Raw genomic sequence first — 25,031 nt, 5'->3', positions numbered from 1 at the left:
CACCCCATCAGGTGAAGTCGGCGGGGAGCTCCGGTGAATCAGGCGTCGATGCGGGAACGGTCCAGCGTCGCGGCGGAGCTGGTGATGAACTCCTTGCGCGGCGCCACCTCGTTGCCCATCAGCAGGTCGAAGACCTGCTCCGAGGCCTCCAGGTCACCGATGTTGATCCTGCGCAGGGTGCGGTGCCGGGGGTCCATCGTGGTCTCCGCGAGCTGGTCGGCGTCCATCTCGCCGAGACCCTTGTACCGCTGGATCGAGTCCTTGTACCGGACGCCCTTGCGCTGGAACTCCAGCAGCGTCTGCCGCAGCTCGTTGTCCGAGTACGTGTAGACGTACTTGTCCTGGCCCTTCTTCGGCTGGATCAGCTCGATGCGGTGCAGCGGCGGTACGGCGGCGAAGACCCGGCCCGCCTCGACCATCGGCCGCATGTAGCGCTGGAAGAGCGTCAGCAGCAGGCAGCGGATGTGGGCGCCGTCGACGTCGGCGTCGACGAGGAGCACGATCTTCCCGTAGCGCGCCGCGTCGATGTCGAAGGTCCGGCCGGATCCCGCCCCTATGACCTGGATGATCGCGCCGCACTCGGCGTTCTTCAGCATGTCCGAGACGGATGACTTCTGGACATTGAGGATCTTGCCGCGGATCGGCAGCAGCGCCTGGAACTCGCTGTTCCGCGCGAGCTTCGCCGTACCGAGCGCGGAGTCCCCCTCGACGATGAAGAGCTCGCTGCGCTCCACGTCGTCACTGCGGCAGTCGGCCAGCTTGGCGGGGAGGGAGGAGGACTCCAGCGCGGTCTTGCGACGCTGCGCCTCCTTGTGCTGGCGGGCGGCGATGCGTGTCCGGGCCGCGGCGACGGCCTTCTCCAGGACGGCGCGGGCCTGCGCCTTGGCGTCGCGCTTGGTGGAGGTCAGGAAGGCCTTGAGCTCCTTGGCGACCACCGTGGCCACGATGCGGTTCGCCGCGGACGTGCCGAGGACCTCCTTGGTCTGGCCCTCGAACTGCGGCTCGGCCAGCCGTACGGTCACGACGGCGGTGAGGCCCTCCAGGGCGTCGTCCTTGACGATGTCGTCCTCGGCGACGCGCAGCAGCTTGGTGGAGCGCAGCACCTCGTTCACCGTCTTGGTGACGGCACGCTCGAAGCCGGTGACGTGGGTGCCGCCCTTGGGGGTGGCGATGATGTTCACGAAGGACTTGACCGTGGAGTCGTACCCGGTGCCCCAGCGCAGGGCAACGTCGACGCCGAGCTCGCGGGTGACCTCGGTGGGCGTCATGTGGCCGCGCTCGTCGAGGACCGGCACCGTCTCCTTGAAGGTGCCCTGGCCGGTGAGCCGGAGCACGTCGCAGACGGCCTTGTCCTGGGCCAGGTACTCGCAGAACTCGCTGATGCCGCCGTCGAACCGGAACGTCTCCTCGCTCTTGCCCTCGCCCTCGAGGTCGCGCTCGTCCCGCACGACGATGGTCAGGCCGGGGACCAGGAAGGCGGTCTGGCGGGCGCGCTGGTGCAGCGTCTCCAGGGAGAGCTTGGCGTCCTTCAGGAAGATCTGGCGGTCCGCCCAGTACCGCACGCGGGTGCCGGTGCGGGTCTTCGGCACACGCTTGGTCTTGCGCAGGCCGTTCGCCGGGTCGAAGGGGGCGTCCGGGCCGGACTCGGTGAAGATGCCCGGGACTCCGCGGCGGAAGCTGATGGCGTGGGTGGAGCTGCTGCGGTCGACCTCGACGTCGAGGCGGGCCGACAGGGCGTTCACCACCGAGGCGCCCACGCCGTGCAGACCGCCGGAGGCGGCGTACGACCCGCCGCCGAACTTGCCGCCGGCGTGCAGCTTGGTCATGACCACTTCGACGCCGGAGAGACCGGTCTTCGGCTCGACGTCCACCGGGATGCCGCGGCCGTTGTCCCGGACCTCGACCGAGCCGTCGTCGTGCAGGATCACCTCGATGTGATCGCAGTACCCGCCGAGGGCTTCGTCGACCGAGTTGTCGATGATCTCCCAGAGGCAGTGCATCAGGCCGCGGCTGTCCGTGGACCCGATGTACATGCCGGGGCGCTTGCGAACCGCCTCGAGGCCCTCCAGGACGAGCAGGTGCCGAGCGGTGTAATTGGAACCGTCACGGTCTGCGGTCAGCAGCGCACTGGACGGCACGGACGTCTCGGCGGTCACGCGGTTCGCTCCTCGCTGAATTTGGGATCTGGCCCATGGGGGTAAGGCCCGGCGTCTGTCACCGGGTCAGAGGGTACCGATGCCTGGTAGAGCCGTTGTAACGCCACCCTCGTGGAACACTCATGCTAGTCCAGCGTCGTATAGGTGTTCGATCCCTCGATGGGGTGACGTGCACATCACGTTCCCTTCCAGGCATGAACCATTTAGGCTCCGGGCACGTCCTCATGCACAACCGGCAACCAGCCGGGAGGACGAACGAGACATACACCGCAAACAACGCGAAACCCGTAGAGCACAGCAATACGGCTCATTCGCCGCCAACCGGCAGCAGACAGCCACCTTGGAAAAAGTTTCGAGGAAAAGCCACGAGCGGGAACGTTTTCGGCCTGGTTGGATGTTGACCCTGGTACGACAGCTCGTCGAGCTAGAGAAGAGGCGACGTGACTACTGTTCTGACCCCCGCGAGCCCGCTGACGGCCGCCGACCGCTGCGACCGCTGCGGCGCCCAGGCATATCTGCGCGTCGTGCTGACCAGCGGTGGCGAACTGCTCTTCTGCGCCCACCACGGGCGCAAGTTCGAGCCGGAACTCAAGAAGATCGCCGCGGAAATACAGGATGAGACGGACCGGCTCACCACCGTGCCGGCCAGCACCGAAGAGGATCGCTGACGCTCACATCCCGACGAGCTACGGGCCGGTCCAGGACCGGCCGACGGGCGGCCGCCCCCCGCACCACGGGGGTCGGCCGCCCGTTCTCGTACACCCCGGCGCAGCGGAGAACCGGGCGCCCGGGTGCGTGCGCGCCCATGCGGCGAGGTCGTCAGAGCGCCGGCATCACTGCCGAGACGCGGGTGTACACCCCCGGACTTCCCGGCTGCCCGCAACCGCTGCCCCAGGAGACCAGGCCGATCAGCCGGCCCTGCGCCACCAGCGGCCCTCCACTGTCGCCCTGGCAGGCGTCCCGCCCCCCGTCGGGCACCCCCGCGCACAGCATCGTCGCCGGCACGTACGCCCCGCCCGCTCCCGTCGCGTAGGCGCGACGGCAGACGTCGTCGGGCAGGACCTGCACCCGCGCCGAGTGCAGACCGTGCGCATAGGCGCCACCACCCGTCGTATCCCCCCAGCCGTACACGTCCGCGCTCGTGCCGGGCCGGTATGCCGGATCGTCCCGTCCCGCGACCTTGATCACATACGAGGCGGGCAGGGCGCTCCCCAGCGTCAGCACGGCGAGGTCGCCCGACTGCGTCTCGGGGTCGTACGCCGGGCTGATCCACGCCCGCGTCACGGACACCTCACGCCCGCCCGTGCCACTCAGGTTCGTCCGCCCCGCGATGACCGCCAGATCGGCCACGGAGCCGGGTTCGCTGCCGAGCACCGCGGGTCCCAGGCAGTGGGCGGCGGTCACCACCTTGGTGGGCGCGACGACCACACCACCGCAGAACTGGCCGGAGCGCATGGCCCCGAACCGTTCACGGCTCGCCAGGGCCACGGCCCAGGGGCTGTCGGCGGCGCGGACCGGCTGTCCGCCGACCACCACGCTGTCGGCGGACACGGGCGCCGGCACGGCGAGGGGCAGCGCCACGGCCGCCAGTGCGCCCATGGCCACGGCCACGGCCCCCGTCCGGATCCGGCTGATGGGTCGACGCAGACGACGCATGCGGTCTCCTGACTCTCCGGTGAACCCCGTTCACCCAGCGTCGGCCATTTGGCCCGCGGCCGCACCCGCTCGGACGCCGGAGGGCCCGGCTCCCTTCCGGGAACCGGGCCCTCCGCCCAGCTGCGTTTGCGCTGCCGACTCAGTCGAGGTAGTCGCGCAGGACCTGCGAGCGCGACGGGTGACGGAGCTTCGACATGGTCTTGGACTCGATCTGGCGGATCCGCTCACGGGTCACGCCGTAGACCTTGCCGATCTCGTCCAGGGTCTTCGGCTGACCGTCCGTGAGGCCGAAGCGCATGGAGACCACGCCCGCCTCGCGCTCGGAGAGCGTGTCGAGCACGGAGTGCAGCTGCTCCTGGAGGAGGGTGAAGCTGACCGCGTCGGCCGGCACGACCGCCTCGGAGTCCTCGATCAGGTCACCGAACTCGCTGTCGCCGTCCTCACCGAGGGGGGTGTGCAGCGAGATCGGCTCGCGGCCGTACTTCTGGACCTCGATGACCTTCTCGGGGGTCATGTCGAGCTCCTTGGCCAGCTCCTCCGGGGTGGGCTCGCGGCCCAGGTCCTGGAGCATCTGGCGCTGGACGCGCGCCAGCTTGTTGATGACCTCGACCATGTGCACCGGGATACGGATGGTGCGGGCCTGGTCGGCCATGGCACGGGTGATCGCCTGCCGGATCCACCAGGTGGCGTACGTGGAGAACTTGTAGCCCTTGGTGTAGTCGAACTTCTCGACCGCGCGGATCAGACCGAGGTTGCCTTCCTGGATCAGGTCCAGGAAGAGCATGCCGCGGCCGGTGTAGCGCTTGGCGAGCGAGACCACGAGGCGGAGGTTGGCCTCCAGCAGGTGGTTCTTGGCGCGGCGGCCGTCCTCGGCGATGATCTCGAGCTCGCGCTTGAGCTTCGGGGCCAGCTTGTCGGAGTTCGCCAGCTTGTCCTCGGCGAACAGACCGGCCTCGATGCGCTTGGCGAGCTCGACCTCCTGCTCGGCGTTGAGGAGCGGGACCTTACCGATCTGCTTGAGGTAGTCCTTGACCGGGTCGGCGGTGGCACCGGCGACGGCGACCTGCTGCGCGGGCGCGTCGTCCTCGTCCTCGTCGGACAGGACGAAGCCCTTGGTCTCGCCGTCGGCCTCTTCCTCCTCGCCCTTGCCGGGGGCGACGTCGTCGAGCAGCTCTTCGCCCTCGATGAGCTCGTCGGGGTCCTTCTTGGCCGTGGTCTTCTTGGCCGTCGTCTTCTTCGCGGCGGCGGTCTTCTTCACCGCCGTCTTCTTCGCGGCGGTCTTCTTCGCGGCCGCCTTCTTGGCGGGGGTACCGGCCTCGTCGGCCGGGGCGTCCGCGCTCGGGGCCGCCGGGGCCGTGGCGGCCGCGACGGGCTTCGTCACGGTCGTCTTGGCGGTGACGGTCTTGGTGGCGGTGCGCTTTGCCGGGCTCTTCGCTGCGACGCTCTTACGGGCGCGCTTCGGCGACTCCGCTGCACTGACCATCAGCGTCACACCCTCTTCCTCGAGGATCTGATTGAGGCTGCGCAGAACATTCTTCCACTGGGTTGGCGGAATCTGGTCAGCCTCGAAGGCCCGACGCACGTCATCGCCGGCGATCTGCCCATCAGCCTTTCCCCGCTCGATGAGCGCCATCACAGACTCGGACTCGGCGATCTCCGGCGGGAGCGTACGGGATGTGCTGGCCGACACGAACAACCTCTCGGAACGATGGAAACGGCTTCCGGCCCCGCTCATGATCGAGCCGGAGCCGACGACCGCCGGCGGGGAATGTGCCGACGACGCGGGTGGACCTCGGAGCTGGACAGCGCCCTGAACGGCGGCTGTATTCCTTCCTCGGCCATCACCTCTTAGGTCATCGCAGGGCTTCGTGGAGCGTTACGCCCGTTTCACGTGGCCCGAGTCACACCCCAAATATGTTCAAAACGGCCAGATGGGGAGATCACCCCTGTAAATGCACGTCGGCGGACCGCCGGGGTACGTCCGGATCCGGTACGTCCGGACGGGCGCGGCGTGCGCGACTACGCCGCGTACGCCACTTGTACCGCTTGCGTCGCGCGCGCAGCATGCTGCACGTACGCCGCAGGCGCCATGTTGAACGTGATCGACGCGCGGGATCGACCGGGGCCCGGCGGCACACAGCACCCGCGCCCGTGATCCGTGCGCGTGCGCGGTTGCCGCCGGCGGCTCAGTGCTCGCGAGGAGCGGGCACGACCCGCTCCACCTCCGGGTGGGTCGTCAGCAGCTGCCGCATGGCCGACTCCGCCGCATGCCCGTCACCCGTGGCCAGGGCGTCGACGATGCGCGCGTGGTGCGCGAGGCAGGGCTCGCTCGGACGGTCGCAGCTGATGGCCGGGGATCCCGAGACCTGGAGGGCGGCGGAGACGATGCCGGAGAGGTGCTCGAGCATCCGGTTGCCCGCGACCTGGATCAGCAGGGAGTGGAACTCGGCGTCCGCGCGGGAGAAGGTGATCGCGTCACCCTGCGCGAAGGCGTGGCCCATGATCTCGACCATGTCCCCGAGCCGCTGCTGCATGTCCTCGCGGCCATGCCCTGCGGCGAGGCGCGCGGCCAGCGGTTCGATCGTCCACCGCAGCTCGCTCAGCTCGCGGCGCTGATCCTCGCGCTGCGGCCCGAAGGCCCGCCACTCGATGATGTCCGGATCGAGCAGGTTCCAGTCACTGACCGGCCGGACCCGGGTGCCGACGTTGGGGCGCGCGCTGACCAGGCCCTTGGCTTCGAGGACGCGCAGGGACTCCCGGACGACGGTGCGGGAGACCTCGAAGCGCTGGCCGATCTCCTCGGGTACGAGCGGCCGGTCCGCGCCCAGATCGCCGGAAACGATCATCTGGCCGAGCTGTTGGACGAGTTGGCCGTGCAGTCCGCGGCCGCGACTGCCCGCCGCCCGCCGGCCCACCCGGCCAAGGTCCGTGTCGGCGCCTTCCCACGCGGGCGGGCCGACGCGGTCGGCACCAGGGCCTTCCGCGTAGGGGTATCGGTCCAGTCCGCCCGGGGCCGCGAGGCCGGTCTCCACGGGGCGGGCGGCGGTCATCATGGTGTGCGCAAGGGTACTCACGCATCCTTTGTCGGCGTCGTTTCCACGGCCCTTGAGGTCTTTGGTGAAAAGCACACGAAAGGGTGATCGGCGCTCGCTTCTCAATTGACGCCTTATCGGAAGGAAGCGGGCAATTTCCAAGGGAGTTATGACCGTTCGAAGCGCTTTGGTCACCGCTTGGTCACCAACGGGCGCGGCGCCGCAGCCCTGTGAGCAGATAGGCGCAGATGAGGGCGGTCAGCGACAACACCAGTGCCGCGCCGACGGGTTGCGCCACCACGTGCACCGCTCCCATCAGCCAGCGATCGACCTCGTACGGCCAGCGCGTCCAGGACAGTTCGCGCAGTCGGCCGGGCAGTCCCGTGATCGAACGCACGGACGGCCCCACGAGTACCTTCTGCACGAGCGGGGTGATGAGGACCGGCACGGCGAGGACGGCGGTCACACCGGCCGCGGTCGCCCGGAAGATCCCCGCCGCCAGGAGGCCCGCCCAGGCGCATCCGACCGCCAGTCCGGCCCAGCTGGCGCACAGGGTGGGCCAGTTGTCCGGCACGGGAATCAAGTCTCCGCCGTAGACGAGGCGGAGTGCTTCGAGGTCGATCACGGCGGCGACCAGGGCCAGCATCAGCGCGGTGATGGCGGTGAGGGCCAGTTTCGCGAGCAGGAGGCCGGGGCGGCGCGGGACGGCGCCGCGACCGGAGGAGAGGACGGGGTAACGGTATTCGTCGCCGAACGAGAAGGCGCCGAGCAGGCCGGCCCCGAGGGCCGCGGGGGGCAGCGGCAGCAGGCCGGGCCAGGCGGCGATCACGCTCGGGAGCGGCGTGCGGCCGGTCCGGGCCAGCAGCACGGCGATGGCTGCGGAGGCGACGAGCACAGCGACGGTGACCGCGTACGTGGCGGGCGCACCGAGCAGTCGGCGCATCTCGTACCGCACGGGGTGCAGCGGGCTGCGTACGGGCTTGGGGCGGAGCGGCGGCGGCAAGGGGCCGGGGTGCGCGTCCTCGGCGGAGGTGGCGGCACGTGGTCCGGGGAGCGCGCCTCCGGGGGCAGCGGCACGCGAACCTGCTTCGCCGGGGCGGCTCGGGACCACGGAGCCGGCGAGCACGGGACGCACGTGCGTCCCGGCCGCGTCGGAGCCCCGGCGTGGCGCGGGGGCCGGCCCGGACGGTGCGCCGGCACCGGGAGCCGCGAGGGCTTCTTCCGGGGCCCCGGGAGCCGGTCCTGCGCCGGACGAAGGCGCGCTGGATGAAGGCCCACTGGAGGGGGGTGCGCCGGAGGGGGACGCTCCGGAGGAACGGGGCCCGGCATGCGGCCCGGCTTCCGCCCCGAAGCCGGATGCGGGTGCCGATCGGGGTCCGGGAGCGGCCTCGGGGGCGAGAGCGGGACCGGTGTCGCCGGTCTCGTCGGCGAGTTGGTGGAGCAGGACCCCGTGCCGGAAGGCCGTCTCGCCGATCTCGGCACACGTGCTGCCGTACACGCACAGACGGTTTCCGTTCTCGGTGACCACCTCGACCGAGCGCCGGGCGGCGCGGGCCTCGCGGTTGACGACGGCGGCCAGGCGGGCGGCGTGGGGCGTACGGACGGCGACGCGGGGGCGCAGCCGGGTGCGGGCGAAGTCGGCGGCGTCCTGGTCCGCGACGAGCCGGCCTTCGTCGATGGTGACGACGTGGTCGGCGATGCGGGCGGCCTCCTTGGGGTCGTCGGTGGTGCACAGGACGGTGCCGCCGTCGGTGGCGTGAGCACGCAGGAGTTCGTGCAGCCAGCCGGCCTCGCGCGGCGACAGGCTCACTGCGGGCTGGTCGAGCAGGAGGGTGTGCGGGTCGCCCAACAGGGCGGCGGCGAGCCCGAGTCGGCGCTCCATACCGGTCGAGAGGGCACCGAGGCGCTGGTCCTGCAGGCCGTGGAGCCCGACGGCCTCGAGCACCGAGTCGGCGCGCGCGACGGGGACACCGGCGGCCGCGCAGAGCATCCGGAGCTGCCCACGGACGGTACGGGAGGGACGGCCCGGGACATCGGCGAGAAGGACGCCGACCTCACGGGCGGGATGGGCGATGCGGTGCAGGGGGCGGCCGCGGAAGTACGTGATGCCACGGCCCGGTTCGAGTTCGAGCATCAGCCGCAGTGCGGTGGTCTTGCCTGCGCCCGGCGCCCCGAGGAGCACGGTGACCGCGCCGGGCCGGGCCTCGAACGTGAGGTCGCGCACGGCGAAGTCGCATCCCCGCCGAGGGGTGCTGGTCAGTCCGATTGCCTGGAGCATCGCTTCTCCCGCGGTAGATGAGACCGCTCGGCGGCAGGTCGGGTACCGCAGCAAGATAACGCGACATTTCGGACTTTTTGCGCAGGGTTGAGGGCGCGCGGCCCCTGGTGTCAGACCTCGGGGCGCAGCATCGGCGGATTGAGCAGGGTGGCGCCGCCGGCCCGGAAGAGCTGGGCGGGCCGGCCGCCCTGCCGCGTGGTGGTGCCGCCGGACGGCACGAGGAAGCCCGGCGTACCGGTCACCTTGCGATGGAAGTTCCGGGGGTCGAGGGCAACACCCCAGACGGCTTCGTAGACCCGTCTCAGCTCGCCGACCGTGAACTCGGGCGGGCAGAAGGCGGTGGCCAGCGACGAGTACTCGATCTTCGACCGGGCGCGCTCCACCCCGTCGGCCAGGATCTGGGCGTGGTCGAAGGCGAGCGGCGCCGGCTGCTCGCCCTCGCGCCCGAAGCCCGCCTCCTGGAGCAGGTCCTCGACGGGCGCCCAGCGGGCGCTGTGGGCGTCGCCCCCAGCGCGTGGTGCCGGCAGGTCGGGGGCGAGCGCGAGGTGGGCCACGCTCACGACCCTCATCCGCGGGTCCCGCTTGGGGTCCCCGTAGGTGGCGAGCTGTTCCAGATGCGCACCGTTCCCTTCGGCCGGCAGAGGCGTGCCGGGTTCGTGGGCACGGAGACCGGTCTCCTCGGAGAGCTCCCGTGCCGCGGCCGTGCCGAGGTCCTCGTCCGGCCGCACGAACCCTCCGGGCAGGGCCCAGCGCCCCTGGAACGGTGGCTCGCCGCGGCGTACGACCAAGGCGCACAGCGCATGACGGCGCACGGTGAGCACGACCAGATCGACGGTGACGGCGAAGGGTGGAAAGGCCGACGGGTCGTAGGGCGACATGCCGTTGATCATAGTCGTCTCACTGACGATAAGCACGCCCCCGACGTCCGTGATGGCCACTTTCCCTCCTCGGTCAGACACCCAACTGAAGTCCCGGGGCCGCCTCCTCCACCATGCCGAGTCCCATCCTGCTGATCCGCACCGCGAACGGTTCCCCCGCGATGCACAGCCCGGACAGCCTGATGGCCCCCAGCGGGACGCAGCGCAGCGGCTGCAGGGTGACCGTCCGGCCCGGTGCGTCGGGGCGGACACCGGCCAGCGTGGTCAGCACCTGGACGGCGGCGGCCGAGGCCACCGCTGCCGGGCGGCAGGCGGCCGGATGCGCGACCGGGGCGCTGTCCGCGGTGCGCTGAAGCCCGGCGTACATCTCGGGCAGGCGGTATCCGAAGACCTCAGCGGCGTCGAGCAGTCCGCGCAGCAGGGACGTGGCCTCCTTGTCGTACCCCGCGCCGGCGAGTCCCGCGACGGCGACGGCCGTCTCGTGCACCCGTACCGCCCCGGAGCGGTGGCCGAAGGGGTTGTGGCCCGGCTCGCGGGAACCGAGGCTGCGCAGGCCCCATCCGCAGTCCACGGCGGGGCCTCCGAGCAGCCTGGCGAGCTGCTCGGTCTGCACCTTGTCCAGCAGGCCGTCGGCGAGCCGTCCACCGCCCAGCAGACCGGTGTCGAGGAGGTGGGCCGCGCCCGCCCCGAGGTGGGGCAGCGGCCGGCCGTCCGGGGCGAGGGCGGCGGCCGGGCGTCCGCCGGCCCGATCGTCGATCCAGAACTCCTCGCGGAAGCGCCGGCGCAGGTCGGCCGCCCAGTCCCGCCAGCCCTCCGCACCTGCACGGCCGCAGGCATCCAGCAGATCGGCCCCCAGCAGCGCCGCCCGGTGCGCGTGCGCCTGGGTCTCCGCGCGCCGCAGGCCGGCGGGGCTCGGCTCCGGAACCAGGGCGCTGTCACCCGCGGCGGAGCGCAGCCAGTGCAGGCAGCGCTCGGCAGCCGGCAGCAGCTCGGCGAGTTCCTGCTCCGGCAGGCCCCAGCGATGGGCTTCGGCGAGTACGGCGGGAAAGGCGAGGGTCGCTTCGACGCCCGTGCAGCCGGGCGGGAGGTGGGGGCCCGCGTCCCGGAGCGGACCGGGGATGCGGCCGGTACCGGGCCCCGGGCCGGTGAGCTGGGTGCGGGCGATGGTGCGCAGGGTGGCGGCGGCGAGCCGGGTGCCGAGGGGCAGCGCCATCCTGACCGTCCAGAGGGCTTCGGCCGCGGCGAGGCCGCAGCGCCAGGGCACGCCTCCGGCCGGGTGGAGATCCGCGGGGTGGGCAGGGTCGCGCAGGAGCATCGCGCGCAGATCGTCGAGCGCGGTGCGCAGCAGTTTCCCGGCCCGGGGATCGTCGCTCTCGGCGCGAGCCTCGGGGAGGACCGGGCCGTTCGTCGTCCTGCTCGCCGGACGGATCGGCTGCCCGGAGCGGACCCGCAGCTCGATGGTGCTCGCCCCGCCGGGCTGGAGCACGAGCTCCCAGCGCAGGAGCCCGGCGGACGCCAGGGCGTCCTTGGGAGGCGGGTCGGCGGTGACGATGGCGTGGTGGCCGTCGGAGGCGGTCCAGCGCATGCCCGCGTCGTGGACGGTGGCGCGGAGCTCGGCCGCGGGCCGACCTGCCGCGACCGCGCCCAGGTGCGCCAGGTCGGTGCCCAGGGACAGCTCGACGGGGAGCCGGACGGTGTGCCCGAGTGAGCTGCGGAAGGTGATGCGCTCGGTCCCTTCGGCATGCCGGGAGCGCTCCACGCGGATGCCGGGGTCGGGGCCGGGGTCCGCGGGTGTGCGGACGACGCCGACGAAGTGGGCACGGTCGGCGGTGAGGAGCCTGCCCTGTACGGGAACGGGTTCACGGCCGCCCACCCGCAGCCGGCAGTGGGACAGGAGCCGGCGGCCGGACTGGTAGAAGCCTTCCAGACCGTGCCCGGTGAGCTGGCCGTGGTCCTGCGACACCGCGAGGTGGGGCAGGGCGACGCAGATGAGGGCGTCGTGCACGGGTGGCAGGTCGTCGGCGCGTGCGGGGCCCGGCCACAGGGCGCCCGGTGGCCCGGCTCCGACGAGCCCGCGGGCACCCGGTGCACGGGAGGGATCGATGACCGGATGAACGGCAGCCGCGGGCGCACCGGCGGCACCCCGGGAAGCCGGAGCTCCCGGCGCGCTCGCCGGTGGGAGGCCGGCGGTGGACGGTTGCCGGAACTGCGGGACGGGGGTTCGGTTCGGGACGGGACGGTCCATGAGTGGTTCGCTGAGCCTTCTGTGCGCTCCGGACAGCCGCTGGAGGTACGGCGGCACGGGTCATACGACTCCGCCGAAGACGTGAACGGCGGCACCGGGTCACGGGTCACGGCCATCACTGTCCGCTCCTGCTGCCGCGGCGGCCGCTGCCCTTGGCCGTCCGGTTCCGCGTCCGGGCGGGAGCCGGCCGGAGGGGCGGCCCCGCGGCGGGGCCGGCGCTGCCGGGGCCGGGGCCGGTCGTACCGGGCCCGGGAGCGGTCGTGCCGGGGGCGGTCGTATCGGCCCCGGCAGCGGTCGTGTCCGGGCCGGTGTCGGCACCTGCCATGGCAGCGCTCGGCGTGCCAGTACCTGTCGTGTGGTGACCGGTCCGGGTGGGGCCCGCCCGGTCGGGGGCGGTCCTGTCCGGTGCGGTCCGCTCCGGCGCGTGCTTCCCGGGTGCGGGCCGGCATACCGCCCGGACCCGGGTCCGCCGCACCGCCGCGCCCGCGCGCCTGGTGACGCCCCTGCGGGCGGGGCCACCCGTACCCGGCACGCCGCACCCGCCCGCGGCGGCACGCGCACCGCGCTCCTGGCGCAGGCAGGCGCGCAGCGACTCCGGGTCGAGCCCTTCGTTGCAGGCCTGGTGCAGCAGCCGGGCGAAGACGTACTCCGGGTCGGCGGTCAGCGCGAGCCCCAGGGCGACCCGCGCGCTCGGCTCGTCGCCGGTCGACCAGGCGACCCAGCCGGCGAGGGTCAGGGGCGCCGCGGCGTGCTCGGCGTAGGCGCCGACGCACCGGCGGGACAGTGCGCGCCAGAGCCGCAGCGCCGGGGGTGCCTCCGCACCTTCCATCCACTCCGCCGCCCGGTCCCTGGTTTCCCGGTCCTGAAGGCCGACGATCAGCGCGGCGGCCTCATCGTGGGCGATCAAGGAGTCGTCGGCGGCATCGGCCACCGCCGGCTCGGGCGCCGGCACCTTCTCCGTCAGCCGGCGCATGACCTGCCGCGCCAGCCGGATCGTCTCCGTGCGTACATCCTCGCGGTGATCCACGTCCAGGATCCTGGGGACCAGCGCAGCGCACGCCGCGTCCAGCGCACGGCTCTGCTCCTCCGCCTGCCCCGACCGCCACGGTGCCAGCCGTTCCTCCAGCTCCCTCAGCGAGCCGCGGACCTGGATGCCGGCGTACGCCGCGGCGGCGGCCATCACGGTCGTACCGGGCAGGGCGAGGACGTTGCCCTCCGGCGGGCAGCAGCGCGAGTCGGGGCAGCAGTACGACCAGAAGCGGCCGCCGGAGATGCAGAGTGCTTCGTACACCGGCACGTCGAGGGCACCGCAGGCGGTACGCAGCCGCTGGGCGAGGGGGCGCAGGCGCTCCATCACGCGCACGCCCGTCTCGCCGTCGGCCGGGTCCTGGCAGAGGAAGACGACGATGCCCTCGGGGCGGGAGCCACGGCGTTCACACCCTTCGACCAGGCACTCGGCGAGCTGTTCGGCGACGGGTGGCCACTCCCTCGGCGAGCGCGGAATGCCGAGGCGTACGCGGCCGCCGAAGCGACCCCGGTCGCCGTGGAGTGCGACGAGGACGATCGAGTCGGTCGGGTGGTAACCCATCATGTAGGGCAGGGCGTCGGCGAGTTCGGCGGGGCCGCGCAGGGTGATCTGCTGCTGGTCGCCGACGGGTCCGGTCGAGTCGTGGTGCCTGTTCATGGTCACGACGGTCCCGCGAACCCCGCGGGCCGTCGACCCCTGTGGATAACCGCGGATCGTCGCCGGTCGTGCGTCGTCCACAGGCCGGGCCGTCCGCTGGCGCGTGCGGTGATCCCCTGTTATGCGCGGACGCGCGCCCGCGCGACTCCCGCGTATCGCCGCATCGGCCGCTGCGTGCCGCCGCCGGCCGGTGCGCCGCCGCTCGGGCATGGCTCCCCGTATCGCCGCGTCGGCCGCCGCGTGGGCCCGCCCCCGGCCGGTGCGCCGTACCGCACGGCTCGCCGTGCCCGGCCTGGTCCCGGTTCTTCCGGGCGCGGGCCGCCTCGTGGTGGAAGGAATCCGGGGGGCTCCGCCGGCCGTCGGTTCGCCTGTTGTCAGACCCGTGCTGTTGCATGGGGGCATGGAGCACACGAGCGACGCAGGACCCAGCACACTCCGCGCATCCGCCGATGCCGTGCTCGCCCGTCTCGTCGGGGACGGCAGCGGTACCGCCCGGCTGCGCGAGGACCAGTGGCGGGCCATCGAAGCACTGGTCGCGCACAAGCGGCGTGCGCTGGTCGTGCAGCGCACCGGCTGGGGCAAGTCGGCGGTGTACTTCGTCGCGACCTCGTTGCTGCGGGCGCAGGGCAGCGGGCCGACCGTGATCGTCTCGCCGCTGCTCGCGCTGATGCGCAACCAGGTGGAGGCCGCGGCAAGGGCTGGGATCCGCGCCCGGACGATCAACTCCTCGAACACGGAGGAGTGGGACAATATCCAGGAGGAAGTGGCCGCGGGCTCGGTCGACGTGCTGCTGGTCAGCCCCGAGCGGCTCAACAATCCGGACTTCCGCGACCAGGTCCTCCCGCGGCTCGCCGCCGCCACCGGCCTGCTCGTCGTCGATGAAGCGCACTGCATCTCCGACTGGGGCCACGACTTCCGCCCGGACTACCGCCGGCTGCGCACCATGCTCGCGGAGCTGCCGCCGGGGGTGCCCGTCCTGGCCACCACGGCCACGGCCAACGCGCGCGTGACGGCGGACGTCGCCGAACAGCTGGGGACCGGCGCGGGCACCGACGCACTGGTCCTGCGCGGCCCGCTCGACCGGGAGAGCCTCAGCCTCGGGGTACTGCGGCTGCCCGACGCGGCCCACCGCCTGGCCTGGCTGGCGGATCACCTCGGGGAGCTGCCCGGCTCCGGGATCATCTACACCTTGACCGTGGCGGCCGCCGAGGAGGTCACCGCGTACCTGCGGCAGTGCGGCCACACCGTGGCCTCGTACACCGGCCGCACGGAGAACGCGGACCGGCAGCAGGCGGAGGAGGACCTGCTCGCGAACCGGGTGAAGGCGCTCGTCGCGACCTCCGCGCTGGGTATGGGCTTCGACAAGCCGGATCTGGGCTTCGTCGTGCACCTCGGCTCGCCGTCCTCCCCCATCGCCTACTACCAGCAGGTGGGCCGGGCCGGCCGCGGGGTGGAGCACGCCGAGGTGCTGCTGCTGCCGGGCAAGGAGGACGAGGCCATCTGGCAGTACTTCGCCTCCGTCGCCTTCCCGCCCGAGGAGCAGGTGCGCCGCACCCTCGACGTACTGGCGCAGGCCGACCGGCCCCTGTCCCTGCCCGCCCTGGAACCACTGGTCGAACTGCGCCGTACCCGACTGGAGACGATGCTCAAGGTCCTCGACGTGGACGGCGCGGTACGCCGCGTGAAGGGCGGCTGGACGGCCACCGGGCAGCCCTGGTCGTACGACTCCGAGCGGTACACGTGGGTGGCGCGGCAGCGCCGGTCCGAGCAGCAGGCGATGCGCGAGTACGCGTCCGCCACGACGTGCCGGATGGAGTTCCTGCGGCGGCAGTTGGACGACGAGGAGGCCGCTCCCTGCGGGCGGTGCGACAACTGCGCGGGCCCGCGGTACGACGCCAAGGTGTCGGCCGCCGCGCTGGACGCGGCGCGGGGCGAGCTGGGCCGGCCCGGCGTGGAGGTCGAGCCGCGCAAGATGTGGCCCACCGGGCTCACCGCGGTGGGCGTCGATCTCAAGGGCCGTATCCCGGCGGGCGAGCAGTCCTTCCCGGGCCGTGCGCTGGGGCGGCTCTCCGACATCGGCTGGGGGAACCGGCTGCGCCCCATGCTGGCGGAGAGCGCCCCGGACGGCCCGGTGCCGGACGATGTGGTGAACGCCGTGGTGACCGTGCTCGCCGACTGGGCAAAGGGTCCCGGCGGCTGGGCATCCGGCGAGGCGGAAGCACCGCCCCGGCCGGTCGGCGTGGTCACCGTCGCGTCGCGCAGCAGGCCGCAGCTGGTCGGCTCGCTCGGCCGGCGTATCGCCGAGGTCGGCCGGATGCCGCTGCTGGGCTCCGTCGAGTACGTACCGGAAGCGGTGGAGGCGCGGATCTCGCGTACGAACAGCGCGCAGCGAGTGGTCGGCCTGCACCGGGCGCTGACGGTCCCCCAGCCGCTCGCCCAGCAGTTGGCCGCGGCAGCCGGACCGGTCCTCCTCGTCGACGACCTCGCGGACAGCGGCTGGACCCTTGCGGTGGCGGCGCGGCTGCTGCGGAAGGCCGGAGCCGAGGGGGTGTTTCCGCTGGTCCTGGCCGTCCAGGGATGACACGACGCGTCAGCAGGGGCTCCACGGGGCAGGATATGAGTGTCATACCAGCCCATACCAGGCAGTGGCGTCAATTGCTCGTTGCCGCCTGCCCGTTGCGCCCGACAGAATTGGAGACCGCCCCCCGCACGGTCCGTTCGCGGTCCGAAGGGCTGTGCCGCGGTGCGCCCCCACTCGACCCTGCCCGCTCTGTGGGCGCGTATGCGAAGGGAGGACCGTGACCTTCGGATTCGCTCCGTCCGCAGCCACCTCGCTCACCGGCCCGGCCGACTCTCCCAGCCGACTTGCCCGAATGCTCGAACCCGCCGAGTGGGCAGCGGCGGGGATTCCGCTGCTGCGCAACCCCCGCGAGGTTGTCAGCGGCCTGCACGCCCGCCACCGGCCGACGCCGGCGACCGCGGTCGTCGCCGTCCTCGACCACGAGGAACGGCTCACTGCCAGCGCCTCGTTCACGCGGCGGCCCGTTGCCGCGGACGGGTGGGAGTTCCGCAACGCGCTGCTCGCGCACCTGCGCAGGGTCGTCCCGCACGACCTGCGGCGCCGCACCCCGGTGCGCACCGCGGTCCTGCTCTACTGCCGCGAGGGCGACGAGCGCTGGACGGAGGAGGACGGGGCCTGGATGTGGGGCCTGCGCGACGCATGCACCCTGCACGGGCTGCGCTGCGGGGCGTACATCACGCTGACCGAGAGCGGCTGGCAGGTGCTGGGCGAAGGCCGCGGCGGCCGACGCCCCCACTCCCGGTCCAAGCCGGGAGACCTCGCGGACTCCTCGGCCGACGTAGGACTCCCCGCCCCACGGACCGCCGGCGGCGCGGCCGAACCCCTGCGCCGTACAGCGGCACGCTGAGGACGACCTCCTCACCGCACAGCACCGCGGTGAGGACGGCCCCCTCACCGCACAGCGGCACGCTGGGGACAACTCCCACCGCATGGCGGCCACCGGAGGCAAGGACCCGAAGAGTCCGCGCCGGACCGTGGCCGGCCACCGGGCGTCGTCCACCGGTGGGCCGCTGTGCCGCGCCCCCGCGCAGTGCGGGGTGCGCCGAGCGGGCCACCGGGCCCCACGACCCAGGCCCTGGCGTCAGACGCCCGCGCCCAGCACGGAGTTGATCAGCTGCGGGTCGCCGCAGACGATCAGCAGCGCACCTGCCCGCGTCAGCGCGGCGGGCAGCGCCCGGGCAGCCACCTCGGCGTCGCCACCGTTGACCGCCACGACCACCACGGGCCGCAGCGCGGCACGCTCCACGGCGGAAGCGTCGGCGAAGAAGACGTCGTCGCGGGCGTCGTGCTGAGCCCAGTAGGCGGCGTCGCCGAAGGACAGCTCGTGCGTCGCCCACGGGTGCTGCTCACCGGTGGTGAGGACCAGGATGTCGCCCGGAGCACGACCGGTCTCGAGCAGCAGGTCCACGGCCTCCTCGGCCGCGTCCAGCGCACCGGCCGGCGGGGCGGGGATCAGCTGGATCTGCGGCCGGGTCCGGGACGCGGAACGATTCTCCGGCCTGGGCGGGGACGACGGGGAGGCAGCGGGCGAAGGGGCCGGCCCGGCACCGCTGTGCGGGCGCGGCGCCGGAGGCGTGGGCCTGGCGGGAGCGGGGCCCGGACGGCCGGGACGCGGCGAGGCCGCAGTACGCGGACCGGGTACGGGACGGGGGGTCGGCGCGGGACGGCCGGGGGCCGGAGTGGCGCGGGGACCCTGGGCACTCTCGTGAATCTGAGGCTCCTCGGGGATGAGAGGCATGAATGGATGTCTATCAAACGCCGGTGCGAACGGCATCGGCGGGTGGCGCATGTACGCGGCACGGCTGTTCAGCCGGGGACTGCCGGAGGGTTCAGAAGTCGAAGCCCAGCTGGCCCCCGCTTTCCAGTGCGGCCGCCTCCGCGGAGATACGGACCTTCTTGAGGTGCCGCCACTGGGGCAGCGCGTCCAGGTACGCCCACGTCAGGCGGTGGTACGGCGTCGGCCCCCACTCCCGCAGCGCCGCCTTGTGCACCGGGGAGGGATAACCGGCGTTGGCCGCGAAACCGAACGCCGCGTATTGCGCGGACTCCGCTTCCAGTTCGGCCATCATCGCGTCCCGCCGCACCTTGGCGATCACCGAGGCCGCCGCGACCGCGACGCAGGACTGGTCGCCCTTGATCACCGTACGGACCTGCCAGGGGTTGCCGAGGTAGTCGTGCTTGCCGTCGAGGATCACCGCGTCGGGCCGCACCGGGAGACCGTCCAGAGCACGGACCGCCGCGAGCCGGAGCGCCGCGGTCATGCCGAGCTCGTCGATCTCCTCGGGCGAGGAGTGGCCGAGCGCGTACGACGTCACCCACTTCTCCAGCTCCTCGGCGAGTTCGCCGCGGCGCTTCGGGGTGATGAGCTTGGAGTCGGTGAGGCCGATGGGGGGCCGGCGCAGTCCGGTGATCGCAGCGCAGACCGTGACCGGCCCGGCCCACGCCCCGCGTCCGACTTCGTCGACTCCGGCGATGATCTTGGCGCCGGTGGTCGCCCGGATCGAGCGCTCGACGGTGTGGGTGGGTGGTTCGTACGGCATGGCGCCAGATAGGTTACGCCGCCCGGCCCCGCCTGCAACACCGGGATTGCGATCTCGCCGACCACCGCGTCCGCCCGGCCCTCCACGGGCAGCCGCCATCAGGCCGAAGCCGGGCCGGGGCCGAGGCCGGAGCAGACCAGGGCCAGGGCCGGCACAGGCCGGAGCCGGACCACGACCGGACCACCGGACCACGCCGGAGCCCGGGACCCGGGCCAGGCCGGTACCAGGCCACTCCCGGGCACTGGACCAGGCCGGTGCCAGGCCACCACGAGGCACCGGACCACGCCGGAGCCGGAACCAGGGAGCCGCGGAGCCCCGGCGCCCCGTCCGTACCGCCCCGGCAGCCACCGGTCCTGCCGGGCCGCCCGCCGCCGAGCACCGCGACCGGGCCGCCCCGGACCCGGCGTACCCGAGCGAGCCCGGCCGACGGGCGGGCGGACGGACGGCCGACCGGCCGGGCCGCTCGAGTCGGCACACCGGCCCAGCCGCCGGTCGCGGGGGTGTCAACCAGCCGCCGGCCGCAGCAGCGGCACCATCACCCGGTCGATCATCTCCGCGATATCGACGTCCGTCCATTCGCTCCCGCACACCTTCGCCCGGTACATGAGAATGGCCGGGATCACGTCCCTGACCATGTCGTCCATTGCGTCCGCCCGGGCTTCTCCGCGCTCGATTCCACGGCGTACGACCTGACGGAAGAGCTGCGCGGAGGGCTCGATCACGCCACTGACGATCACCTCGTGGAACCTCTCCGCCGTCACGCTGTCGCATTCGTGAAGCACTGACCGCAGCGCACAGCCCGGCCTGGAGAACATCACGTCGCGCATGCGCAGACAGAGCTCGTACAGGTCGTCGCGCACGCTCCCGCGGTCAGGAGCCTGCTCGAACGACGGGAGTCCGGAGCGCAGCGCCTCCACGACGAGGTCCTCCTTGGAGGGCCAGCGCCGATAGACGGCGGCCTTGCCGGTCCGGGCACCGGCGGCGACCCCCTCCATGGTCAGACCGTTCCAGCCGACGGTGCTCAACTGCTCCAGAGCGGCTTCGAGAATGGCCTGTTCCAGTACGGGACCCCGGCGCCGCGAGGGCACCGGCTGCGACCGAGCGGTGGCCGGCGAACGCATGGCAACCATCAACAACTCTCCATCAGAGCGGTTCCTTTGGACGGAAGCGGAGGACAGTGAACGCTTGCGTTCACTGACGGGGACTCACTACCGTTGCGACAACAGTGAACGGATACGTTCACTGACTCATGTGTGGGGGACCCATAGTGCCAACCTCTCCGTTGAAAACACAGGTCACGCCCGGCCAGGCCCGCCGGGAAGGCCGCCCCGGAATCGCCCTGACCGTCATCGCGGCCTGCCAGTTGATGGTGGTGCTCGACGCCACGATCGTGAACATCGCGCTGCCGCACATCCAGGAAGCCCTCTCCTTCTCGACCACCGACCTCTCCTGGGTGCTGAGCGCCTACACGCTCACCTTCGGCGGTCTGCTGCTGCTCGGCGGCCGGGCGGGCGACATCCTGGGGCGCCGCCGGGTCTTCATGACCGGCATCCTGCTGTTCACCTTCGCCTCCCTGCTGGGCGGATTCGCGCAGGAGCCCTGGCAGTTGCTCGCGGCACGCGCACTCCAGGGCGTGGGCGGCGCGATAGCCTCGCCCACCTCGCTCGCTCTCATCACCACGACGTTCCCTGAAGGACCGGAACGGAACCGGGCGTTCGGTGTCTTCGCCGCCGTCTCGGCCGGTGGTGGCGCGATCGGGCTTCTGGCCGGCGGCATGCTCACCGAGTGGCTGGACTGGCGCTGGGTGCTCTTCGTCAACGTACCGATCGGCGCGCTGATCGCCTTCCTCACACCGCTCTACATCACCGAGTCCGAGCGCCACCCCGGCCGCTTCGACATCGCCGGTGCGCTGACCAGCACGCTGGGCATGGCCTCGCTCGTCTACGGCTTCATCCGCGCCTCCGAGGAGGGCTGGCGGGACTCGCTCACCGTCGCGTCCTTCGTCGCCGCCGTCGTCCTGCTGGCTGCCTTCGCGGTCGTCGAGTCACGGGCACGTGAGCCCATCACGCCGCTCAGGATGTTCGCCGACCGGAACCGATCGGGTACGTACGTCATCATGCTGAGCCTGGCCGCGGCGATGTTCGGCATGTTCTTCTTCATCGTCCTGTTCGTACAGAACGTCCTCGGCTACAGCCCGATCGAGGCCGGTCTGGCGTTCCTGCCCGTGACGGTGGCGATCATCACGGGCGCCGGGCTCTCGCAGCGGCTGCTCCCCGTCCTCGGCCCCAAGCCCTTCATGGTGACGGGTTCCGCTCTCACCGGCGTGGGCCTCCTCTGGCAGACCTTCATCTCCCCCGACAGCTCCTACGTGACCGGCGTACTCGGCCCCATGGTGCTCTTCGGCTTCGGCATGGGCCTGAACTTCGTGACGCTGACGCTCACCGCCGTGTCGGGGGTCGCCCAGCACGAGGCGGGCGCGGCCTCCGGACTGCTGAACGCGACCCAGCAGGTGGGCGGCTCGCTGGGTCTTTCCATCCTGGTGACGGTCTTCGGCACGGCGAGCCGCGAGGAAGGGGACAAGCAGGCGCGGGACTTCCTGGCCCACGCGACGCCCGAGCAGCAGGCCGAGTTCGCCCGGACGCACCAGCTGCCGGCCCCGTGGTCGCACGAGGTGCTGACCCACGGGATCTCGACGGCATTCACGGCGGCGGTCGCCATGGTGGGCCTGGCGCTGCTCACCGCGCTGATCGTCATCCGCGTCCGCAAGAGCGACCTGGCGGCGCTCAGCGGCACGGCGGAGGCGGCGGGGCCACCGGCTGCCTAGCGCCTCCACCGCCTTCAACCGCTTCACCGCTCCCGGCGGGCCCGGCCGCCGCGGGCCCTGGTCTCAGGGCCCGCTGTACGGGCCCTGCGGGCCGTGCGGGACGAGCGGGCCGACGTGCGGGACGTAGCCGCCGGGGTCACCGGAGCCGCCGAAGTCACCCGACTCGCCGGACTCGCCGCCGTGGCCGAACTCGTCCTCGATGCCGTTGCGCTCCGGCGTGCAGGAGTATCCGTTCGTCTTGACCGCGCGCTCGGCGAGGATGCCCCGGGCTCGGCGCTCGCCCCAACTGGCCGCGTACCAGGGCTCGTCCTCGCCCTCCAGATCCGCCTCGATGGTACGGAGGGCACAGGAGCGCAGCGGCTCGGGCAGCCGGTCGAGAGCCGGTGCGGCGTCGGCCGACAGCCCGTCCAGGTAACCGATGTCGATCTTGCCCGTCGTCTCGTACCGCTGCACGTTCCGCTCCGCCACCAGCGCGTCCGGCGACATGAGGCCGAAGGCGAGGACCCCCGCGGCGGCGCTCACGGCGACGGCACGCGGCAGCGGCAGCCGGCGCGCACCGACGGCACCGGCCAGCATGATGAGCACGATGACGACACCGAGCCACAGCTCCATCGCGGCCACGGATATCCGCAGCCGCGTCAGCCCGTACGCGTCGACGTAGAGGTCCATGCGACGCAGCGCCGACGCGACCACGACCAGCGTCAGCAGACACAGCGAGCCGAGGACGGAGCGGACCAGGGTGCGGTCGCGCCCGCCCTCGCGCGGCGCCCAGCGCAGAGCGAAGGCGATGACCACGAGGGTGAGCAGGGTGGCCCACAGCAGTTGCCAGAAGCCCTGGCGTGCGTACTCGGCGTAGGTCAGGCCCGTCTCGCTGAGGACCTTCTCGTACCCGCCGAAGAGCACGGCGAGCTGAACGGCGTTGAAGACGGCGAACAGCAGGTTGAGCACGATCAGCGGAAGCGCCCACTCCAGCCGGCCGCGGGGTCGTCCGGGACGCGCTTCCAGGCGGTCCCAGCGCAGCGGGGCGGCGGCGGTGCGCGCGGCGGCGAGCGCACCGACGAGACCGAGCGCGAAGAGGAAGAGGCGCAGGGGTGTGTCGGCCACCGAGTCGATGTCCGGCGTCAGGGAGCCGAGGAGATCGGCGAAGGCGGCGTCGGCCCCCGCGAACAGCGCACCGAACACCACGAGGAGCCCCACGGCCACCGCGGTCGTACGCAGGACCGGGCCCCAGCGGCCCTGCGAGCCGCCGGCACGGTCGCGCAGCCCGCGCCAGCCCCAGCCGATGCCCGAGGCCACGGACTCGGCGAGGCCGACCGGCCCGAGGACGATGCCCCGCCAGGTGCGGCTGCCGTGCAGTGCGAGCGAGCCCAGCCCGACAGCGGTGACGACGGCGAGGAACGTCGGCCAGCCGGCGTCGCGGAGCGCGGGCACCACCAGAAGGGCGAGGCCGCCGGTGCCCCAGACCGCGGTCCACGGGCGGAGCCGGCGTCCGGCGGCAGCCGCGGCGAAGTACGCGGCGAGCGCCGCGGGGATCGCGACCAGGAACAGGTTGAGGCCGAGACCTTCCCCGAGCAGTACGGCGCTCAGCACTGCCGTGGCCAGGACGGACCAGAGAGTGGCCGTCGGCACGGAGCCGGGCGCCTCGGGGCGGATGCGCGCGAGCCACGACACCGGCGGGGGCGGGGAAGGGCTGCGCCAGGGGTTGGGCGGCGCCGGGACCGTGGCCGTGGCCGGAACGGCGGACGCGGCCGTGGCCCGGGCGGCGGACGTGGCCGTGGCCCGGGCGGCAGCCGGGGCCGAGCCCTCGGACTGCGCTCCGGAGGGCGACGGCGGGGGCGTGTCCCGAGGCGGCGGATCCGACGGTGAAGGCGATGCGGACGGTGTATCTGGCATGGAACCCCCCTCCTGACCGGTCCCGGACAGGTCGGCTCGCCGCGGCGCTGGGGCGACTGGGGCAATTGAGGCGACGTACGGGGCACGGTGGTCTTCGGCGCGCTTGTCATGATCAACGCGACGGCGTGGCGGAAAGGCTAGCCCTGAACGCGCTGTCCACCGCGGGGCGGCCCGGTGCTGTGGCAGGACCGTGACACTGGGCCGGTACGCGGTACGCGGTACACCGGCAGGCCGGCAGGCCGGCAGGCATCCGCCCGCCGGCCGTCAGGCTTCGACCGTCGGCCCGGCGGCCGGGTGTCGAGCGCGGCCTCAGCCCGTCGGGCCGGAGGGCAGCCAGTCGGGAAGCTCCTCCGTCCGCGCCAGCCACTGCGCGGGCGGCGCCCCACCCTCCGTAGCGGCCACCACTCCCCCGGCGATGGCGCAGGTCGTGTCGACGTCGCCGCCCACCTGGGCGGTCGTCCAGAAGGCATGCTCGAAGTCGCCCAGGGCACGCGCCGCCGACCACAGGGCGAACGGCACCGTGTCGTGCGCGCTGGTACGCCGGCCGCAGCCGAGCACCGCGGCCACGGTCCCGGCGTCGCCGTAGTCCAGCATGTCGCGGGCCCGGCGCAGGCCCGCGCCCACCGCGCTGCGCGGCACCAGCGCGATGACGCCGTCGAGGAGCTCCTCGGGCTTGGGAGGCCCGTCCGGAGCGGCCGCGAGCGCGGCGGCGGCGGCCACCGCCATGCAGCCCACCACGGCCTCGCGGTGCTGGTGGGTGGTGTACGAGGAGATCTCCGCCTGGTGCGTGGCCTGCTCGGGGTCGTCGGCGTACCAGGCCCCGAGCGGGGCGATCCGCATGGCTGCGCCGTTGCCCCAGGAACCCTGGCCCTTGAAGAGACCGGCGGCCAGCTCGCGCCAGTCGCCCCCTTCCCGGATCAGCCGGAGCATCCGGTTGACGGCGGGGCCGTAGCCACGGTCGAAGTCATGGTGCACGGCGAAGGAACGAGCGAGCGCGTCCTGGTCGATCCGGCCGTGCTCGGCGAGCACGGCGAGCACCGAACAGGCCATCTCGGTGTCGTCGGTCCACTGCCAGAGGCCGGGCGGGAGCTCACGCCGCTTCAGCAGGGGGTAGTGGACGGGGACGAAGAACTGGGAGCCCAGGGCGTCTCCCACAGCCAGGCCGCGCAGGCTGGCCAGGGCGCGTCGGAAGCGCCCGTCGAGCGAGTCGAGAGAGGAGTCAGCGGTCATCGCACTGCCACTCTATCCGGTGATGCCCGGCGGT

Annotated in this window: 17 protein-coding genes; 4 read left to right on the top strand and 13 right to left on the bottom strand. The window is 72.7% G+C overall.

Annotated features, from left to right (window positions below; all coding sequences use genetic code 11):
* Positions 1–38 precede the first annotated feature (38 nt).
* Positions 39–2,156: a DNA gyrase/topoisomerase IV subunit B gene (locus IH00_RS0121120; protein WP_031075890.1), complete on the bottom strand. Its 2,118-nt coding sequence runs from the start codon at positions 2,154–2,156 to the stop codon at positions 39–41.
* Between the two features lie 440 nt (positions 2,157–2,596).
* Between IH00_RS0121120 and IH00_RS0121115 the strand changes: the two genes are divergently transcribed.
* Positions 2,597–2,824: a DUF7455 domain-containing protein gene (locus IH00_RS0121115; protein WP_031075888.1), complete on the top strand. Its 228-nt coding sequence runs from the start codon at positions 2,597–2,599 to the stop codon at positions 2,822–2,824.
* A gap of 151 nt (positions 2,825–2,975) precedes the next feature.
* Here the strand turns inward: IH00_RS0121115 and IH00_RS0121110 are convergent, their stop codons facing one another.
* From IH00_RS0121110 to IH00_RS37550, 7 genes are all read right to left on the bottom strand, one after another.
* A complete protein-coding gene (locus IH00_RS0121110; protein ID WP_031075886.1) occupies positions 2,976–3,803 on the bottom strand; it encodes a S1 family serine peptidase in 828 nt (275 codons plus the stop codon).
* Positions 3,804–3,951: 148 nt separating this feature from the next.
* Positions 3,952–5,502, bottom strand: coding sequence for an RNA polymerase sigma factor (locus tag IH00_RS0121105; protein WP_031075884.1), 1,551 nt, complete (start codon positions 5,500–5,502; stop codon positions 3,952–3,954).
* 496 nt (positions 5,503–5,998) lie between these two features.
* Positions 5,999–6,886, bottom strand: a complete 888-nt coding sequence (locus IH00_RS0121100) for a FadR/GntR family transcriptional regulator (RefSeq protein ID WP_078887876.1) — start codon at positions 6,884–6,886, stop codon at positions 5,999–6,001.
* Positions 6,887–7,046: 160 nt separating this feature from the next.
* The gene (locus IH00_RS0121095) at positions 7,047–9,122 is read right to left on the bottom strand and encodes an ABC transporter ATP-binding protein (RefSeq protein ID WP_031075881.1); all 2,076 of its coding nucleotides are present in this window, start codon (positions 9,120–9,122) and stop codon (positions 7,047–7,049) included.
* 110 nt (positions 9,123–9,232) lie between these two features.
* Complete coding sequence (locus IH00_RS0121090; RefSeq protein WP_031075879.1) at positions 9,233–10,000, bottom strand: NUDIX hydrolase; 768 nt, start codon at positions 9,998–10,000, stop codon at positions 9,233–9,235.
* A 73-nt stretch (positions 10,001–10,073) separates the two neighbouring features.
* The gene (locus IH00_RS0121085; protein WP_078887875.1) at positions 10,074–12,245 is read right to left on the bottom strand and encodes a glycogen debranching N-terminal domain-containing protein; all 2,172 of its coding nucleotides are present in this window, start codon (positions 12,243–12,245) and stop codon (positions 10,074–10,076) included.
* Positions 12,246–12,360: 115 nt separating this feature from the next.
* Positions 12,361–13,929, bottom strand: a complete 1,569-nt coding sequence (locus IH00_RS37550; protein WP_078887882.1) for a DUF4192 domain-containing protein — start codon at positions 13,927–13,929, stop codon at positions 12,361–12,363.
* A 400-nt stretch (positions 13,930–14,329) separates the two neighbouring features.
* On the opposite strand from IH00_RS37550, the gene IH00_RS0121075 reads away from it, so the two are divergent.
* Both IH00_RS0121075 and IH00_RS0121070 read left to right on the top strand, forming a co-directional pair.
* Positions 14,330–16,510, top strand: a complete 2,181-nt coding sequence (locus IH00_RS0121075) for a RecQ family ATP-dependent DNA helicase (protein ID WP_031075873.1) — start codon at positions 14,330–14,332, stop codon at positions 16,508–16,510.
* Between the two features lie 217 nt (positions 16,511–16,727).
* Positions 16,728–17,357, top strand: coding sequence for a hypothetical protein (locus tag IH00_RS0121070; protein WP_031075870.1), 630 nt, complete (start codon positions 16,728–16,730; stop codon positions 17,355–17,357).
* Between the two features lie 234 nt (positions 17,358–17,591).
* Here the strand turns inward: IH00_RS0121070 and IH00_RS0121065 are convergent, their stop codons facing one another.
* The 3 genes from IH00_RS0121065 to IH00_RS0121055 all read right to left on the bottom strand — a co-directional run bounded on the left by IH00_RS0121065 (position 17,592) and on the right by IH00_RS0121055 (position 20,180).
* Positions 17,592–18,248: a hypothetical protein gene (locus IH00_RS0121065; protein ID WP_031075868.1), complete on the bottom strand. Its 657-nt coding sequence runs from the start codon at positions 18,246–18,248 to the stop codon at positions 17,592–17,594.
* Between the two features lie 91 nt (positions 18,249–18,339).
* Positions 18,340–19,050 (bottom strand): ribonuclease HII, encoded by a 711-nt coding sequence (locus IH00_RS0121060; protein ID WP_031075866.1) that lies wholly within the window; start codon positions 19,048–19,050, stop codon positions 18,340–18,342.
* Positions 19,051–19,553: 503 nt separating this feature from the next.
* Positions 19,554–20,180, bottom strand: coding sequence for a TetR/AcrR family transcriptional regulator (locus tag IH00_RS0121055; protein WP_031075863.1), 627 nt, complete (start codon positions 20,178–20,180; stop codon positions 19,554–19,556).
* Positions 20,181–20,317: 137 nt separating this feature from the next.
* On the opposite strand from IH00_RS0121055, the gene IH00_RS0121050 reads away from it, so the two are divergent.
* Entirely contained in the window at positions 20,318–21,874 is a 1,557-nt protein-coding gene (locus IH00_RS0121050; protein ID WP_039947268.1) for an MFS transporter, read from the top strand.
* 63 nt (positions 21,875–21,937) lie between these two features.
* On the opposite strand, the gene IH00_RS37545 is transcribed toward IH00_RS0121050, so the two are convergent.
* Together IH00_RS37545 and IH00_RS0121040 are read right to left on the bottom strand one after the other, a co-directional pair.
* On the bottom strand, positions 21,938–23,767 hold the full coding sequence (locus tag IH00_RS37545) for a DUF4153 domain-containing protein (protein WP_078887873.1): 1,830 nt from the start codon (positions 23,765–23,767) through the stop codon (positions 21,938–21,940).
* Between the two features lie 309 nt (positions 23,768–24,076).
* Positions 24,077–24,997 carry an ADP-ribosylglycohydrolase family protein gene (locus IH00_RS0121040; protein WP_031075857.1) on the bottom strand — a complete coding sequence of 307 codons (921 nt, stop codon included), beginning with the start codon at positions 24,995–24,997 and terminating at the stop codon, positions 24,077–24,079.
* Positions 24,998–25,031 lie beyond the last annotated feature (34 nt).

Origin of the sequence: Streptomyces sp. NRRL S-118, assembly GCF_000716335.1 — a bacterium.
Lineage (GTDB): Bacteria > Actinomycetota > Actinomycetes > Streptomycetales > Streptomycetaceae > Streptomyces.
This window is presented reverse-complemented; position numbering and strand designations above follow the sequence as displayed.